This is a genomic window from Rhodoferax sp. BLA1 (assembly GCF_013416775.1).
In the GTDB taxonomy this organism is placed as follows: Bacteria; Pseudomonadota; Gammaproteobacteria; order Burkholderiales; family Burkholderiaceae_C; genus Rhodoferax.
The window spans coordinates 370,411-387,109 of record NZ_SZVI01000013.1 but is presented as its reverse complement, the minus strand read 5'-3'; the positions used below and the strand labels follow the sequence as shown (position 1 = coordinate 387,109).

The following is a 16,699-nucleotide window of genomic DNA, read 5'->3' as shown; positions in this document are numbered from 1 at the left end:
CCTGACTGGCGTCACCTTGCGGTGGCGCCACTTGATGCCATGAAATTTTCTCGAGCCCTGGGGCGGTTTGCCCTGGCCATCGTGCTGACCTACCTGGGTCTGCTGGCGGTGACTTTTTTTATTGGCCGTGTGATTCCGGTGGACCCGGTGCTGGCGGTGGTGGGTGACCACGCACCCGAGGCTGTGATGGCGCGGGTGCGTGAGGAGATGGGCCTGAACAAGCCGGTGCTCGAGCAGTTTGGCATCTATGTGTCCAAAGTGCTGCGCGGTGACTTCGGCACCTCGGTGCTGACCTCGAATCCGGTGCTCGACGACATTAAACGCACCTTTCCCGCCACCTTTGAGCTGGCCACGCTGGGCATCCTGATCGGCGCCGGTTTTGGGGTGCCGTTGGGGGTGTGGGCGGCGGTGCGTCGGGGCGGGCTGGCCGACCAGTTGGTGCGGGTGATGGGCCTGATTGGGTATTCGGTACCAATCTTTTGGCTGGGTCTGATGGCGCTGGTGCTGTTTTACGCCAAGCTGGACTGGGTGGCCGGGCCGGGGCGCATTGATGTGACCTATGAGTACATGTTCACCCCCAGCACCGGCATCTTGCTGCTCGACACCGCGATGCAGGGCCAGTGGGAGGCGTTTCGCAATGTGTTCTCACACCTGATCTTGCCGGCCAGCTTGTTGGGTTATTTTTCGCTGGCCTACATCAGCCGTATGACACGCTCCTTCATGCTCAATGAACTCAGCCAGGAGTATGTGGTGGCAGCACGCGCCAAGGGCCTGTCCGAGGCCCGCATCATCTGGCGCCATGCGCTGCGCAACGCGATGGTGCCGCTGGTCACCGTGATCACCCTGTCGTATGCCGGGCTGCTGGAGGGCTCTGTTTTGACCGAGACGGTGTTTGCCTGGCCGGGCCTGGGCCTGTACATCACCAACTCCTTACAAAACGCCGACATGAACGCGGTGCTGGGTGGCACCCTGGTGGTGGGCTCGGTGTTCATTGGCTTGAATTTGCTGTCCGACCTGTTGTACCGCACGTTGGACCCGAGGACCCGTCAAAGATGAGCCGCCCAACCGAGATGACTATTGCGCAAGCCGGTGGCTTGCATGCCTGGCTGATGTCGGAACACCCAAGCTCGCGCCGTCAGGCGGCGCTGGGCCGGGCCTACGGTGGCTGGCGCAGCTTTGCACGCAACCGGCTGGCTTTGCTGGGGCTGCTGATTGTGCTGGCGCTGGTGGGTGTGGCGATTTTTGCCAACCAGCTGGCACCGTTTTCCCCGTTTGAGGGTGACTTGCGCAGCACGCGGCTGCTGCCACCCTCTTTGACGAACTGGCTCGGTACCGATGACCAGGGGCGCGACATCCTCTCACGACTGATTTTTGGCTCGCGCATCACGCTGTTTGTGGTGTTTCTGGTGGCGGTGCTGGCCGCGCCGATTGGCCTGCTGGTGGGCACTGTAGCCGGTTACGCGGGCGGCTGGGTGGATGCGACGCTGATGCGCATCACCGACATTTTTCTGGCGTTTCCGCGGCTGATCCTGGCGCTGGCGTTTGTGGCGGCCCTCGGGCCGGGGATCGAGAACGCGGTGATTGCCATTGCCATCACCTCCTGGCCCGCCTACGCGCGCCTGGCGCGGGCCGAGACCCTGACCATCCGCCAGACCGATTACATCGCTGCGGTACAACTGATTGGCGCCTCACCCTGGCGCATTGTGTTTCGGCACATCATGCCGCTGTGTGTGTCCTCGGTGATTGTGCGGGTGACGCTGGACATGGCGGGCATCATCCTGACCGCAGCGGGTCTGGGTTTTCTGGGCCTGGGGGCGCAGCCGCCCAGCCCGGAGTGGGGCGCCATGATTGCCAATGGTCGCCAGTATGTGCTGGACCAATGGTGGGTGGCTGCGGCCCCCGGTGCGGCGATCTTCCTGATCAGCCTGGCGTTTAACCTGCTGGGTGATGGCCTGCGTGATGCGCTGGACCCGAAAGGCGGTAAATGAACTCACCCCCATGTTGCTCACTTCGTGTAGCGCCTACCCCCTTGCAGGGGGCGACACCAGTGGCCCGGCAAAGCCGGTTCCACGGTGTCCCTGAAAGGGGGCAACGTGAGTGATGCCTTGCTTGAGGTGGACGACCTGCGCGTGTCGTTTCCGAACCGCGACGGCGGCTGGGTCGAAGCGGTGCGGGGTGTGTCGTTCACACTCGGGCGCGAGCGTCTGGGCATTGTGGGTGAGTCCGGCTCGGGCAAGTCACAGACCGGGCGCGCCATTCTGGGGCTGACCGCACCCGAGGGGCGGGTCAGCGCCAAGCGCCTGGCTTTTAACGGGGTTGATCTGCTGAACTGCTCGCCCAAACAGCGGCGTGAACTGCGTGGCGGCCGCATTGCCATGGTGCTGCAGGACCCCAAGTTTTCACTCAACCCGGTGATGACGATTGGCAAACAGATCATGGAGACCTTGCTCGCGCACACCCGTGTGTCGGCGGTCGAGGCACGGGTGCAGGCGCTGGCGGCGCTGCAGTCGGTGCAGATCGACGATCCTGAACGCGTCTTCAAGCTCTACCCGCACGAGGTCTCCGGTGGTATGGGCCAGCGCGCCATGATTGCGATGATGTTGATTGCCAAGCCTGATCTGCTGATCGCGGATGAGCCCACCTCTGCGCTGGATGTGACGGTGCAGCTGCAGGTGTTGTCGATTCTGGACAAGCTGGTGGTGGAGCGTGGCATGGGGCTGGTGTTTGTGTCACACGACCTGCGCTTGGTCTCCAGCTTTTGTGACCGTATCCTGGTGATGTACGCGGGCAAGGTGGTGGAGGAGTTGCAGGCTGGTGGCCTAGCCAAGGCACAACATCCGTACACCCAAGGCCTGCTCAATTGCCTGCCCAAGCTCGGTGATGACCGTCACCCCTTGCCAACGCTGGATCGCCAGCCGGAGTGGGCTTTATGAGTGGGATTCACACGGCACAAGCAGTGCCCGCTTTGAAGAGCCCAACCCAGTCGGTGGGTCTGGAAGTGCAGCATTTGCACGTCCAGTACGGCGACTTTGTGGCGGTGGCTGACACCAGCTTCCAGGTCTTGCCGGGTGAGAGTTTTGGCATTGTGGGCGAATCCGGCTCGGGCAAGTCCACAGTGCTGCGCGCGATCTGTGGCCTGGCGCCCAAAACCGGCACGGTACAACTGCTGGGCCAGGCCGGGCAAACCCTACCCGCACCGGGCAGCAAACCTTTTAGGCGACTGGTGCAGATGGTGTTTCAGGACCCCTATGGTTCCTTGCACCCGCGCCACACGGTGGACCGGATTCTGGCCGAGCCGCTGGCGATCCACGGGCTCGATGATGAACAAGCCCGGATCGAGCGGGCCTTGGACGAGGTGGGTCTGGGCCGCGGTTTTCGCTTTCGTTACCCGCACCAGCTCTCTGGCGGGCAGCGCCAGCGTATTGCGGTGGCACGTGCGCTGATTCTGGAGCCGCAGATCCTGCTGCTCGACGAACCGACGTCGGCGCTCGACGCCTCGGTGCAGGCCGAGGTGCTGAACCTGCTCGAAGACCTGCGCCGCCAGAGGGGGCTGAGCTTCATCATGGTCAGTCACGACCTGGCGGTGGTGACCCATTTGTGTGACCGCCTGATGGTGATGCAGCGCGGCCAGACGGTGGAGCTGCTCAGCTCAGCCGACTTGGCAGCGCACCGTGTCAAAGACCCGTACACCCAAAACCTGATGCTGGCCTCGGGTGGTTTCAGGCGCAGCGCTGGAGGCTGAGACCGTTGGTGCCGTGTTTTTTGCATCAAATGGCCTCTTATCCCTTATGCAGTAAGGGCCTCTTGCTATACAAGTTGATTTTTTCTAAGTTGAGGAGTGTGACTTGTGAGGCAGATCAACAAGGGATGGCTGCTTGGCCTGTTCTCTGGCATCCACGGCTGAGTGGTTGAAAAATGTTGATTTTGCAATTGTCATCTAACGTAATATATAAAAATATGATATTATTTGACAATAATTTCAACAGGAATCAGCATGACAGAGGGCACAGTCAAAAAGTCGTTTTGCACAACCCGCGAGGCAGCGGTTTTGCTCGGCGTGTCGGTCGGCACGGTGCAGCTGTGGGTGGAAAGTGGCCTGTTGCAGGCCTGGAAAACCTCGGGGGGGCATCGCCGGGTGCTGCGCGAGTCGATTGACGGCCTGTTGCACAAAGGTGTGGATGTGTCGCCCCCGACCAGCGTCGAGCTGGCGCCGGTGGTGAGCACTCGCCCGCTCAATGTGCTGGTGGTCGAAGATGACGATGCGCTGCTGCGTTTGTACAAGGCGCGATTGGCGTTGTGGCCGATCAAACCCGTGGTCAGTCTGGCGGACAACGGGGTGACGGGTTTGTTGATGATGGGGCGCAGCAACCCGGATTTGTTGATCACCGATCTGGACATGCCGGGTCTGGATGGTTTCAACATGCTGCGTGTCTTGCACCAGACTCCTGAGATGCGCCATGCCACCATTGTGGTGGTCACCGGCCTGGACTCGGCCGAGGTAGAGCGCCGGGGTGGTGTGCCGCAAGGGGTCGAGGTGTTGCCCAAGCCGGTCCCGTTTGATCGGCTGTTGGCCATTGCCACGGCCATCACCAAACAACGTCTGAGTCCGGGTCAGGTCGCTTAAACCATGTGCCGCAAGAGGGAGCCGCTGACAGCGCGCCTTCTCGCTGGCGCTCTCGCACCTCACAAGGCCTTGCCATGACTGACAGCCCTGCAGTCCCTGCGCCTGACGGGTCAGATGGCGCATTGATCCCCACCATTTTGATGGTGGATGATCATCCGGACATTCGGCGCCTGTTGCGGGTGGCATTGGGCAAGGCCTTTCGCATTGTGGAGGCTGAGAGTGGTGTGGATGCTCTGGCGGCGATCCAGCGCCACCATCCTCAGCTGGTGTTGCTCGATGTGATGATGCCTGGTGCGCTGGATGGCTTTCAGGTGCTCGATACCATCCGGGCTGACCCCCAGAACATCGATATGCTGGTGGCCATGCTTTCGGCCCGAGGGCAGGCCCAGGACAATGACCGTGCACGTTGTCGTGGTGCAGACGCTTACTTTGTCAAACCCTTCAGTCCCTTGCAGGTGGTGTGCTGGGTCAAGGACAAGCTCAGGCAGTCTGAGACGCGGCTTGTTTGAAAGAGACACCATGACAACACATCAGCCGCGCAGCCTCCGTGAGAACAAGCCAAGCGTGACACCACCCGGCACTGAAGCCACGGCGCAGGTGTTGGCCGATGTGGGGGGCTTGGCGCCCGATGCGTGGGTGGCTTTTGACCGGCAGGGTTGTGTGAACCATGTCAACGCCAGGTGGGTGGCTTTGACTCAGCTCCCGGTCGAACAAATACACGGTCTGGACGAAGCGCGGTTCTGGGCGTTGCTGTCTACCCGGTGCAACGCTCCCTTGGACATGGCGCGGGTGCAGCGGTGCCTGGACCTGCCGTCCCAGGCGTCGCCGCTGGTGCTGGTCTTGACCCAGCCTTCAGGTGCGGTGCTGCAGGTCACACAAACCCTTGGCGACTTTGGGGCGGTGGCCAAATTGCTGTGTTTTCGGGATGTGTCAGAAGAGTTTGAGCGCGAGCGGCGTACAACGGCGTTTTTGGCCAAGGCTGCCCACGAGTTGCGCAATCCGCTGGCCAATATCCAGGGTTTTGCCGAGTTGTTGCTCCATACCGACAACGACGAAGCCAGCCGCCAGGAGTTTGTGGGCATCATCCACCAGCAGTCGCAGCAGATGACGGAGCTGCTTGACCAGGTGTTCACCCTGGCCCACATCGGGGCACACGGCCACACCCGCCTGCAGCTGTCCACCATTGCGTTGTCGCCCCTGGTGCAGTCGGTGCTGGATGGCTGGGTGTTACCCGAGGGGCGCGAGAAAGCCAGCCTGACCCAGACCGATGCGGATGTGTCTGTCAGGGTGGATGCCAAAAGAGCCAGCCAGGCGATTTTGCAGGTGCTCTCCAACGCCTACAAGTTTTCTCCCGCAGGTAGCGCGGTGACGGTTCATCTGGAGCGGGTGAGGACTGCGTCGGCGCGCTCTGAAGTGGCCATCCACATCAGCGACCACGGTGTGGGCATGAGTCCTGAGCAACTTGCCCACCTGGGCCAGCGTTTTTACCGGGCGCCAAGCGCGTCCAAGCTGCCGGGCAGCGGTTTGGGGTTCTGCATCGTGCAGGAAATTTTGCGACTGCTCGATGGCCGTGTGGAGGTGCAAAGCACACCCGGCCAGGGCACCCGCGTGAGCCTGTACTGGCCGGCTGCACAGGACACATCAACCTAGCGCGTTTGACCCAGAACCGTGTTCTCTGCCGAGAGATCACTTTTTGGGGGTACGCTCAGGGTTTGACGTGTTGTTGTTGACAGGAGTGTTGGCCATGTATCTGTTGGGTTTGGGTTTGATCTTGCTGGTGTTGAAGACCATCGAGTGGGGTCCGGTGGCCTTGTGGTCCTGGTGGTTGGTGCTGGCACCGTTTGCGCTGGCCGTGGCTTGGTGGGCCTGGGCCGACGCATCGGGATACACCAAAAAAAAGGCCATGGAGCGTGACGACAAGCGCCGTGACGAACGCCGCGCACGCACCAAAGAGGCACTTGACGCCACCTACCAGAAGCGCCGCCGCTGACACCCAGCCCATGGGGCCGGGCGCTGACCCCTCTGGCTGGATGGCCTTGGCGCCTGGCGTCCATGGCCCGTGCGACATAATCCCCACCTTGTTTTTTCACAGCTGTTAAGCCTCTTTTGGCGATCCATCACCATGCCCGCATACCGTTCCAAAACCTCCACCGCTGGTCGCAATATGGCGGGTGCCCGCTCACTCTGGCGTGCCACCGGCATGAAGGACGGCGACTTCAGCAAACCGATTGTTGCCGTGGTCAACTCGTTCACCCAGTTTGTACCGGGCCATGTGCATTTGAAGGACCTGGGCCAGCTGGTGGCACGCGAGATTGAAGCCGCCGGTGGTGTCGCCAAGGAGTTCAACACCATTGCAGTCGATGACGGCATTGCCATGGGCCACGACGGCATGTTGTATTCGCTGCCGAGCCGCGACATCATTGCCGACTCGGTCGAGTACATGGTCAACGCGCACTGCGCCGACGCCATGGTGTGTATCTCCAACTGCGACAAGATCACCCCCGGCATGTTGATGGCCGCCATGCGCCTGAACATCCCGGTGGTGTTTGTGTCTGGCGGCCCGATGGAAGCGGGCAAAACCCGGCTCTTGAACCCAGCGACACAAACCATGGAGTTCAAAAAGCTCGACCTGATCGACGCCATGGTGATGGCCGCCGACGACAAGGTGTCGGACGCCGATGTGGCCGAAATTGAACGCTCCGCCTGCCCGACCTGCGGCTCCTGTTCGGGCATGTTCACCGCCAACTCGATGAACTGCCTGACCGAGGCGCTGGGCCTGTCCTTGCCGGGCAACGGCACGGTGGTGGCCACCCATGCCGACCGCGAACAGCTGTTCAAACGTGCTGGACACCTGGTTGTGGAACTGTGCCAGCGGTATTACGAGCAAGACGATGTGTCTGTGTTGCCGCGTTCGGTCGGTTTCAAGGCGTTTGAGAACGCCATCACCCTGGACATCGCCATGGGCGGCTCGACCAACACCATCCTGCATTTGCTGGCGATTGCGCAAGAGGCCGAGATCGACTTCACCATGGCCGACATCGACCGCCTGTCGCGGGTGGTACCGCAGCTGTGCAAGGTGGCGCCCAACACCAACAAGTACCACATCGAAGATGTGCACCGCGCAGGCGGCATCATGGCCATCCTGGGTGAGCTGGACCGCGCTGGCAAGTTGCACACCGACGTGCCCACGGTGCACGCCAAAACCATGAAAGAGGCGCTGGACCAATGGGACATCGCCCGCAACCCGTCGGATGCGGTCAAGACCTTCTACCAGGCCGGTCCCGGTGGGGTGCCGAGCCAGGTGGCGTTCAGCCAGGCCAGCCGCTGGCCCAGCCTGGATGTGGACCGCGCAGCCGGCTGCATTCGTTCCGGTGAGCACGCTTTCTCGCAAGAAGGTGGTCTGGCGGTGCTGGTGGGCAACATCGCCCTGAACGGCTGCGTCGTGAAAACCGCTGGTGTGGATGACGCGCTGCTGGTGTTTGAAGGCCCGGCCCATGTGGTCGAGTCGCAGGACGAAGCGGTGGCCCATATCCTGGCTGACCAGGTCAAGGCAGGCGATGTGGTGATCGTGCGTTACGAAGGCCCCAAGGGGGGCCCCGGCATGCAGGAAATGCTTTACCCCACCAGCTACATCAAATCCAAAGGTCTGGGCAAAGCCTGCGCCTTGTTGACCGACGGGCGTTTTTCGGGTGGCACCTCGGGTCTGTCCATTGGCCACGCCTCGCCGGAAGCGGCGGCGGGTGGTGCGATTGGCTTGGTGCAGAACGGTGACCGCATCCGCATCGACATCCCGAACCGCAGCATCAATGTGCTGGTGTCTGACGAAGAACTCGCCAAACGCCGTATCGAGCAAGATGCCAAGGGCTGGAAACCCGTTTTGCCACGTCCACGCAAGGTGTCGGCGGCGCTCAGAGCGTATGCCAAGCTGGTGATGTCGGCCGACAAGGGCGCGGTGCGTGACTTGTCCTTGCTCGACGATTGATCACCTGGCTGACCCTGACCCATGCTGATTCATCCTGAGATCAATCCCGTGGCCCTGCAACTGGGGCCGCTGGCGGTGCACTGGTACGGCCTGACTTATCTGGCGGCCTTTGGGCTGTTCATGTGGCTGGGCAATTTGCGTCTGCGCCATGAGCCGTTTGCCTCACTCACTGGCGCACAGGCCTGGAGCAAGCGTGATGTGGAAGACATCCTGTTCCTTGGTGTGATGGGTGTGGTGCTGGGTGGGCGCATCGGTTACTGCCTGTTTTACAAGCCTGACTATTACCTCGCCAATCCGCTGGAGGTGTTTGCGGTGTGGCAGGGCGGCATGAGTTTTCATGGCGGTTTGCTCGGAGTGATTGCCTCGATGCTCTGGTTTGCCCACAGCCGAAAACGGCCTTGGTTGCAGGTAGCAGATTTTGTGGCACCCTGTGTGCCGACCGGTCTGGCAGCGGGGCGCATGGGCAACTTCATCAACGGTGAGTTGTGGGGCCGGCTGGCCAGCCCGGACCTGCCCTGGGGCATGGTGTTTCGCGGCGCGGGGGATGCGCCGCGCCACCCCTCGCAGATCTACCAGTTTTTGCTCGAAGGCCTGCTGCTGTTTGTGCTGCTGTGGTTGTATGCCCGCAAGCCGCGCCAGCGTGGACAGGTGGCGGCGGCTTTCCTGTTGGGCTACGGGGTGTTTCGTTTCATCGCCGAATATTTCCGCGAGCCCGATGCCTTCCTGGGGCTGCTGGGTCTGGGCTTGAGCATGGGCCAGTGGTTGTGCCTGCCGATGATCTTCGGCGGTATTGGCCTGTGGTTGTGGGCCCGTGCCAACTCTCCCAAGGTTTAAGGAAAATCGTGCTCTAGCCCTTATATCAAAAGGGCTGATAGCTACACTTTGCATAGTTAACTCGGCGTTTTCACCCGTTCAAGCTTGATCTCATGCCAGGCCATATCCGTTACCAACAAGACCCGCTGGTGGCGTATGTCACGCTGGTTTATCCCGAGCGGTTTAACGCGATGTCGCGCGCCATGTGGTCTGAGTTGCGCACGGTGGCTGAGGCGATTCAGCGCCACGACACGGTGCGCTGTGTGCTGGTCTCTGGCGAAGGTGCCCACTTTTGCGCTGGTGGCGACATCTCCGAGTACACCGCCTTCCGTTTTGAAGAAAGCAGCCTGCGTGACTTTCATGAGCAGGAAGTGTGGGGCGCCCTGAGCGCTTTGCTGGCCTGCGACGTGCCGATCGTGGCGCAGATCGCAGGCAACTGCATGGGCGCCGGGGTCGAGATTGCCAGCTGCTGCGACATCCGCCTAGCCTCAGAGTCCGCGCAATTTGGCGCGCCGATTGCCCGCCTGGGTTTCCCGATGGCGCCGCGCGAGGCCGCGCTGGTGGGCCGTGAAGTGGGCCTGGTGACAGCGCGCCAGATGCTGCTGGAGGCGGCGGTGTTGGGCGCGCCCGAGATGCTGCAGCGCGGTTTTTTGAGCCGGGTGGTCGCGGATGATGAGTTGGCAGCACAGGCCCAGGCCACGGTGCAGCGCATCATCCGTTTGGCGCCGCAGGCCGCGCGCCTCAACAAACAGACACTTCGTGCCTTAAATCCATCTCCATCCCTTTTGGATAAAGGGTTGATAGCTACAAATACAATAGCAACCAGCGACCCGCTGCAGCCACTGTTGGCCAGCGCTTATGCCTATGCCGACAGCGCCGAGCAGCGCGAAGGCATCACCGCGTTTCTGGCAAAACGTCCACCGGTGTTCTGAGCAGGTGCCTGACGATGCTGGCTGCTTGTTCCTTGGAAAAGAAGAGATACCCCGCATGAGCCTTGCCTCGTCCAACCTCTACCAAGCCCTGCGCTCCGTGTTTCCGGCAGACCTGGACGGCACCGCGTTCGAGATCAACAGCGGCCTGTTCTACACCTGGTCTGACTTGGAGCGTGGCAGCGCCAAGCTGGCCAACTTTCTGCAGTCGCTGGATGTGCCACCGGGTGCACGGGTGCTGGTGCAGGTTGACCCATCGGTTGAGGCGCTGATGCTTTACCTGGCCAGCCTGCGGATCGGGCTGGTGTTTGTCCCGCTTGACATGCGTTGCCAGGGTGCCGAGATGGCGTCTGTCATTGGCGAGGCCAAGCCCGCTGTGGTGGTCTGCAGCGCATCCCACTTTGGCTGGATCAGCAAACAGGCCTTCCAGGCTGGCACCGCCTGGGTCTTCACTCTCCATAACGACCGCAGCGGCAGCCTGCTTGAGCGTGCGGCCCAGGCGCCAGACCAGCACAGCCCGGTGGCCAGCTTGGCCGATGACTTGGCGGTGATCACCTACACCCGCGAAACCACCGGCCGCGTCCACAAGGTGCTGCACACCCACGCCGACCAACTCGGCCAAGAGGTGTTGCCGCTGCCAGGTCTGGGCCTGGCCGCTGCCCAGGTTCTGACCCGCCTCCAAGCTGAGCTCGCCAGGACCCAGTAACCCAGAGCGTGGGCGATGCGGGTCAAACGGCCTCGCCGAGCCAGTGACAAAGTGCAAAAATCTGCGGTGGGCGCCATACCGCCGCACACAGAGTCGTTAGCATCATCGACACAAGACAAAGGGACAAGCCATGCGTGTTATCCAAACCGTCCTGCGGCAAGCGAGCGATCTGGCCGAGATGCTGGTCGCCTGGGGTGATGTCAAGCCCCAGCTGGTTCTGGCCTTTGGGTCGGTCCACTGGCTCAAGGCCCTGCACACCTCGCTGGCTGGCCAGTTGGCCCCGGGCGCGCGCCTGGGCTGTACCTCGGCGGGCGAAATCTCCAACCAGGGCGTCACCGACGACAGCTGTGTGGTCACCGGCATCCGTTTTGAGTCGGTCCGGGTGTTGGCGGCCAGTGCCTGTCTGGCGCAGATGAGTGAGTCGTTTGCCGCCGGTCAGCGCCTGGGGCAGCAGCTGCCGAAGGCTGGTCTGCGCCTGGTCTGGGTGCTGGGGCAGGGCATCCATATCAATGGCAGCGCCCTGATTGCCGGTCTGGTGGATGTGCTGGGTGATCAGGTGCTGATCACCGGTGGCCTGGCCGGTGATGGGGCGGCGTTCAAGACCAGTTTTGTGCTCGACAACAGCGGTGTGCACCCCGATCGGGTGAGCTGTGTGGGTCTCTATGGCGAGCAGTTGCAGGTGGCGCATGGCTCCTTTGGCGGCTGGGAGCAGTTTGGTCCGGCGCGCAAGGTGACACGTTGCCAAGACAACGTGTTGTTTGAACTCGATGGTGAACCGGCGCTGGAGATTTACAAGCGTTATCTGGGTGACCACGCCCGCAACCTGCCCATCTCGGGCTTGTTGTTTCTGATGGCGATGCTGGGGCAGGACCAGAGTGACGTGGGGCTGATCCGGACCATTTTGGGTGTGGACGAGGCCCAGGGCAGCCTCATTCTGGCGGGTGATATTGACCCGCAGGGTTATCTGCGGCTGATGCACGCCAGCACCGACGCGCTGGTGGATGGCGCCGAGACCGCCGCACGTTTGGCCAGCGCATGTGCCTCGTCCAACGCAGAAGGGCTGGCCCTGCTGGTGAGCTGTGTCGGGCGCAAACTGGTCATGGGAGACCGGGTGGACGAGGAGGTGGAAGCGGTGGCCGATGTCTTTCGTCAGAAAGCCACGCTCGCGGGGTTTTATTCGTATGGCGAGATTTGTCCGATGTCCGGTGCGCTGGACTGTAAGCTGCACAATCAGACCATGACCATCACCTATCTGACGGAAATACCGGTGACGCAGTGAGTAATGCCAACGCGATGCACAAGTTGCTCAGCCGCCAGATCAGGCGTTTGCTGGGGGTGGACGATACACAGCTGCCGTCCGTGCTGGCCGAACTGGTGCAGCTGTCGCGCAGCCCGGGCGTGTCCGAACCTGCCGCCCGTTTGCTGGCGGGCATGGAGGGATTTTTGACGCGGGTTCTGGAAACCTACGAACAGAATGACCGGGACCTGGAATTAAAGACCCGCAGCCTGCAGCTCAGCTCGGTGGAGCTGTCGCACGCCAATGACCGCTTGCGTCACGAGCTTGACAGCCGCACCCGCGCGATGGAGTCCCTGCGTGAGACTGCTAATGGCCTGATGCGCCAGATGGGACCGTACTCACCGGTGCTCAAGGACGACAGTCTGGAGTCGCTGTCCAAGCTGATGTCGGATCTGGTGGCCCAGCGTGAAGCCAGTCAGCGTGAGCTGCAGGCCGCCCTGGCCGACCTGGCCAACCAGAAGTTTGCGCTGGACCAGCATGCGATTGTCAGCATCACCGACTTGGCGGGTGACATCACCTATGCCAATGACAAGTTCTGCCAGATCAGTGGTTACACGCGTGAGGAGTTGCTTGGGCGCAACCACCGCATGATCAATTCCGGCAGACAACACACCAGTTTCTTCAAGCACCTGTGGCAGACCATCCTCAAAGGCCAGGTCTGGCATGGTGAGATCTGCAACCAGGCCAAAGACGGCAGCATCTACTGGGTGCAGGCCACCATTGTTCCCTTGATGGACGACGGTGCACCGCGCCAGTTCATTGCGATCCGCACCGACATCACCGCGCGCAAAGCCATGCAGGCGGCAATGGCCCAGGCCGAAGAGCGCTTGCGCCGCATCACTAACGCGGTGCCTGGTGTGGTGTTCCAGTGCCAGGTGGGGGCCGGTGGCATCCGCTACACCTTTCTGAGTGAGCGGCTGAAGGAAATTCGTGGCTTGGACCGTGATGCATTGATGCGCGACGCGCAGCTGAGTTTTGAGCAGATTCTCGAGCCCGAGCGCAGCCGCTTCTTGTCCGAGGTGAAAGCGGCAGGCGAGCGGCGCGAGCCCTGGACCGCTGAGTACCAGGTGGTGCTGCCTGACAAGCGCAAACGCTGGATTCGTTCCGAGGTCCGGCCTGAGCCACTGCTCGCCGAAGATGGCGCCACGGTGTACACCGGCATCTGGCAGGACGTCACCGCCATCCGCGAAGCCAGTGACCGCCTGCGCGAAGTCACCGAAAACATCCCGGTGGTGGTGTTCCAGTACCGGTTGTGGGCCGATGGTCACCAGAGCTTCCCGTTCTGCAGCTCGGTCATCGAGCAGATTTGTGGTGTGTCACACCAGACCATCATGAACGACGCTAGCAGCTTCTTTGCGCTGATTCACGCCGACGACCAGCCGGCCTTTGTGCAGGCATTCAAGAATTCGGCACGTTTTGGTGCCCGGATCTCACTCGACTTCAGGTTGCGCCACCAGCAAACCGGTGCGCTGATCTGGGTGCATGGCGAGTCCATGCCCAAGGCGGCCGACGACGGCGGGGTGTTGTGGAACGGTTACCTGGCCGATATCTCCCAGGCCAAACAGGCGTCCGAGGATTTGCAGCGCGCCAAAGAGGCGGCCGAGGTGGCGAGCCGGGCCAAGTCGGATTTTCTGGCCAACATGAGCCATGAGATCCGCACCCCGATGAACGGCGTGATCGGCATGACCGAACTGGTGCTCGACACCGAGTTGAGCACCGAGCAGCGTGAGTACTTGGAGATCGTCAAGCTGTCCTCGGACACCTTGCTGAGGGTCATCAACGACATCCTGGACTTCTCCAAGATCGAAGCCGGCAAGTTGCAGATTGAGGCGATCCCGTTCCAGCTGCCGCAAATGCTCCATGAAACACTTAAACAACTGGCCGTGCCCGCCCAAGCCAAGGGCCTGGCGCTGGTGTGTGATCTGGATCAGCGTGTTCCCCAGGCGCTGGTGGGTGATCCGGGCCGATTGCAGCAGATCCTGATGAACCTGATGGGTAACGCCATCAAGTTCACCGACCATGGTGAGGTGGCGCTGTCTGTGCGCGCTGAACCCGCGCCGGACGGACGGGTGCGCTTGCGCTGCTCGGTCAAGGACACCGGCATTGGCATTGCACAAGCCAAGCTCGACAGCATTTTTGAGGCCTTTTCCCAGGAAGACAGCAGCATCACCCGGCGTTTTGGTGGCACCGGGCTGGGTTTGTCGATTTCTTCGCGCCTGGTGGCCGCCATGGGTGGCCAAATGTCGGTGCGCAGCGTGCTGGGGGAGGGCAGTCAGTTTGATTTTGATGTGGTGATGGATGCGGTGGTATCAACCATCAAGTGCCAGCCCTCGGAGCGTGCAGGCGCGGTGTTGCCCCCTGAAGCCAGTCCAGCCCAGCGCAACAGCGCCGCCAAAACCAGGGCGGCGCTGGACATCTTGTTGGTGGAAGACAACGAGATCAATCAGAAGCTCGCCCTGGTGCTGCTTGGGCGCGAGGGGCACCGGGTCACGCTGGCGGGCAACGGCCAGATCGCGCTGGATATCCTGGCCCAACGGCGTTTTGACCTGGTCCTCATGGACATGATGATGCCGGTGTTTGACGGGCTGCAGGCCACCCGCTGTTTCCGTGCTACCGAGCGGGGACGCCGCACCCCGATCGTGGCCATGACGGCCAATGTGATGCCGGGCGACCGTGAGCGTTGTCTGCAGGCAGGCATGGACGACTACCTGTCCAAGCCGATCTCAACTTCTGAGCTTTATCGTGTTCTAGCCCGCTTTGATGAAGGGGTTGCTGCTACTGAAAACACAGCGCTTGAACCGTCCCACCCAGCCGGCCTGAAACCTGCGGTCGCAGCGGACGCCGGGTTTGATTACGCCCAGGCTTTGCGCCAAGCCGACCAGGAGGTGATTGCGATCATCACGGATGCTTTTCTGGCGCAGTGGCCTGGTGATCTGGCCCAGATGAAGCAAGCGCTGACGCAGATGGACTGGCCCAAGCTGCTCAACAGCGCCCATGCGCTCAGAGGTGTCATGGGCATGTTTGGCGCACGTCCGGCCGAAGATCTGGTGGGTGAGCTGGAGCAACTCGTCTCGGCCATGCCAGGCACTGGGCTGCAGGGTGATGCTCGGGCGGTGCATGCCACCCTGGTGTCCCTGGCCGCTCAGATCGAGCATCTGGTGGCAGCACTCCATGGGCGCCAGAGTGCGGTGGTACATTAAAACGAGCTTGTGTTCCAAGTCCTGTCAGCGCTCTGTCCGCAAGGGTGCCAGATTCTGAGAATGTTTGACCATGACCTACAAGGTACTGATTGTTGACGATGCCGAAATCAACCTGATTTTGTTCGAGGCGCTGCTCAAACGCATGGGCAACTGCGAGAGTCGCTGTTTTACCAATGCCGTGGACGGGCTGGCCTGCGCCAAAACCGAAGACTTCGACCTGATCATTGTGGACTACATGATGCCGGAGCTCAACGGCATGGAGTTCATCACCGCAGTGCGGCTGACCCCCGGGCGGCAGAACATTCCGGTGTTGATGATCACCGCCAACGACCAAAAGCAGGTGCGCTACCAGGCGCTGGAGGTGGGTGCCACCGATTTTTTGACCAAACCGGTGGACAAAATCGAATTCATGGCGCGTGTGAAGAACATGCTGGACCTGGGCGCCAGCCGCAAGGTGTTGGAGAACCGCGCCGCCTGGCTGGCAGAAGAGGTGCAAAAGGCCACCGCAGCGATCCGGGAGCGCGAGCGCGAAACCGTGCTGCGGCTGTCCAAGGCGGCCGAGTACCGCGACCCCGAAACCGGCGCCCATATCCTGCGCATGGCGCATTATTCCGAGTTGATTGGCCGGGGGCTGGGTTTGTCAGACGCCGACTGTGAGCTGCTGCTGGAGGCCGCACCGATGCACGACATTGGCAAGGTGGGCATTGTTGACAACATTTTGCTCAAACCCGGGCGCCTGACTCCGCAGGAGTTCGAGGTCATGAAACAGCACGCTGTAATTGGCCATGAGATCCTCAAAGGCAGCGCCTCGCGGGTGTTGCAGGCGGGGGCGGACATCGCCCTGGGCCACCATGAAAAGTTCGATGGCTCAGGTTACCCCGCTGGTCTCAAGGGGGAGGCCATCCCGATCTTCAGTCGCATCGTGGCCGTGGCGGACGTGTTTGACGCTTTGGTGTCGAATCGGCCCTACAAAGAGGCCTGGTCACTGGAGCGCGCCAGCGCCCACATCCAGGCCCAGGCAGGCACCCACTTTGACCCGGCCTGTGTGGCCATGTTTTTTAAACACTGGGACCGTGTACTGGAGATTCAGCAGCGTTTCAAAGACCCGGATTGAGGGTCTCAATTATCAAGATGGATAGCAGCCAGCC

Annotated in this window: 15 protein-coding genes; all 15 read left to right on the top strand. The window is 61.6% G+C overall.

Translation table 11 applies throughout. The features are described 5' to 3' along the window. The first annotated feature begins 39 nt into the window (after window positions 1-39). The gene (locus FDG13_RS17175; protein ID WP_180131013.1) at window positions 40-1,056 is read left to right on the top strand and encodes an ABC transporter permease; all 1,017 of its coding nucleotides are present in this window, start codon (window positions 40-42) and stop codon (window positions 1,054-1,056) included. After that, window positions 1,053-1,988: a nickel transporter permease gene (gene nikC / locus FDG13_RS17170; RefSeq protein ID WP_255435302.1), complete on the top strand. Its 936-nt coding sequence runs from the start codon at window positions 1,053-1,055 to the stop codon at window positions 1,986-1,988. The genes FDG13_RS17175 and nikC overlap by 4 nt, the downstream gene beginning before the upstream one ends. A 105-nt stretch (window positions 1,989-2,093) precedes the next feature. Then, entirely contained in the window at window positions 2,094-2,933 is an 840-nt protein-coding gene (locus FDG13_RS17165) for an ABC transporter ATP-binding protein (protein WP_180131010.1), read from the top strand. After that, entirely contained in the window at window positions 2,930-3,742 is an 813-nt protein-coding gene (locus FDG13_RS17160; RefSeq protein ID WP_180131007.1) for an ABC transporter ATP-binding protein, read from the top strand. Before FDG13_RS17165 ends, FDG13_RS17160 begins: the two co-directional genes overlap by 4 nt. Window positions 3,743-3,994: 252 nt before the next feature. Beyond that, window positions 3,995-4,624: a response regulator gene (locus FDG13_RS17155; RefSeq protein ID WP_180131004.1), complete on the top strand. Its 630-nt coding sequence runs from the start codon at window positions 3,995-3,997 to the stop codon at window positions 4,622-4,624. Between the two features lie 74 nt (window positions 4,625-4,698). Then, window positions 4,699-5,133 (top strand): response regulator transcription factor, encoded by a 435-nt coding sequence (locus tag FDG13_RS17150; RefSeq protein ID WP_218942779.1) that lies wholly within the window; start codon window positions 4,699-4,701, stop codon window positions 5,131-5,133. A 10-nt stretch (window positions 5,134-5,143) separates the two neighbouring features. Then, window positions 5,144-6,274 (top strand): PAS domain-containing sensor histidine kinase, encoded by a 1,131-nt coding sequence (locus FDG13_RS17145; protein ID WP_180131001.1) that lies wholly within the window; start codon window positions 5,144-5,146, stop codon window positions 6,272-6,274. A gap of 94 nt (window positions 6,275-6,368) precedes the next feature. After that, a complete protein-coding gene (locus FDG13_RS17140; RefSeq protein ID WP_180132552.1) occupies window positions 6,369-6,614 on the top strand; it encodes a TIGR04438 family Trp-rich protein in 246 nt (81 codons plus the stop codon). 132 nt (window positions 6,615-6,746) lie between these two features. Continuing rightward, complete coding sequence (gene ilvD / locus FDG13_RS17135; RefSeq protein WP_180130998.1) at window positions 6,747-8,606, top strand: dihydroxy-acid dehydratase; 1,860 nt, start codon at window positions 6,747-6,749, stop codon at window positions 8,604-8,606. 21 nt (window positions 8,607-8,627) lie between these two features. Continuing rightward, on the top strand, window positions 8,628-9,440 hold the full coding sequence (lgt, locus tag FDG13_RS17130; RefSeq protein ID WP_180130995.1) for a prolipoprotein diacylglyceryl transferase: 813 nt from the start codon (window positions 8,628-8,630) through the stop codon (window positions 9,438-9,440). A gap of 92 nt (window positions 9,441-9,532) precedes the next feature. Beyond that, window positions 9,533-10,351, top strand: a complete 819-nt coding sequence (locus tag FDG13_RS17125; protein WP_180130992.1) for an enoyl-CoA hydratase/isomerase family protein — start codon at window positions 9,533-9,535, stop codon at window positions 10,349-10,351. Between the two features lie 55 nt (window positions 10,352-10,406). Then, window positions 10,407-11,054, top strand: coding sequence for an AMP-binding protein (locus FDG13_RS17120; protein WP_180130988.1), 648 nt, complete (start codon window positions 10,407-10,409; stop codon window positions 11,052-11,054). A gap of 130 nt (window positions 11,055-11,184) precedes the next feature. Next, window positions 11,185-12,333 carry an FIST signal transduction protein gene (locus tag FDG13_RS17115; RefSeq protein WP_180130984.1) on the top strand — a complete coding sequence of 383 codons (1,149 nt, stop codon included), beginning with the start codon at window positions 11,185-11,187 and terminating at the stop codon, window positions 12,331-12,333. Window positions 12,334-12,347: 14 nt separating this feature from the next. Next, window positions 12,348-15,551, top strand: a complete 3,204-nt coding sequence (locus tag FDG13_RS17110; RefSeq protein ID WP_180130981.1) for a PAS domain-containing protein — start codon at window positions 12,348-12,350, stop codon at window positions 15,549-15,551. A gap of 70 nt (window positions 15,552-15,621) precedes the next feature. Continuing rightward, window positions 15,622-16,665, top strand: a complete 1,044-nt coding sequence (locus FDG13_RS17105) for an HD domain-containing phosphohydrolase (protein ID WP_180130978.1) — start codon at window positions 15,622-15,624, stop codon at window positions 16,663-16,665. Window positions 16,666-16,699 lie beyond the last annotated feature (34 nt).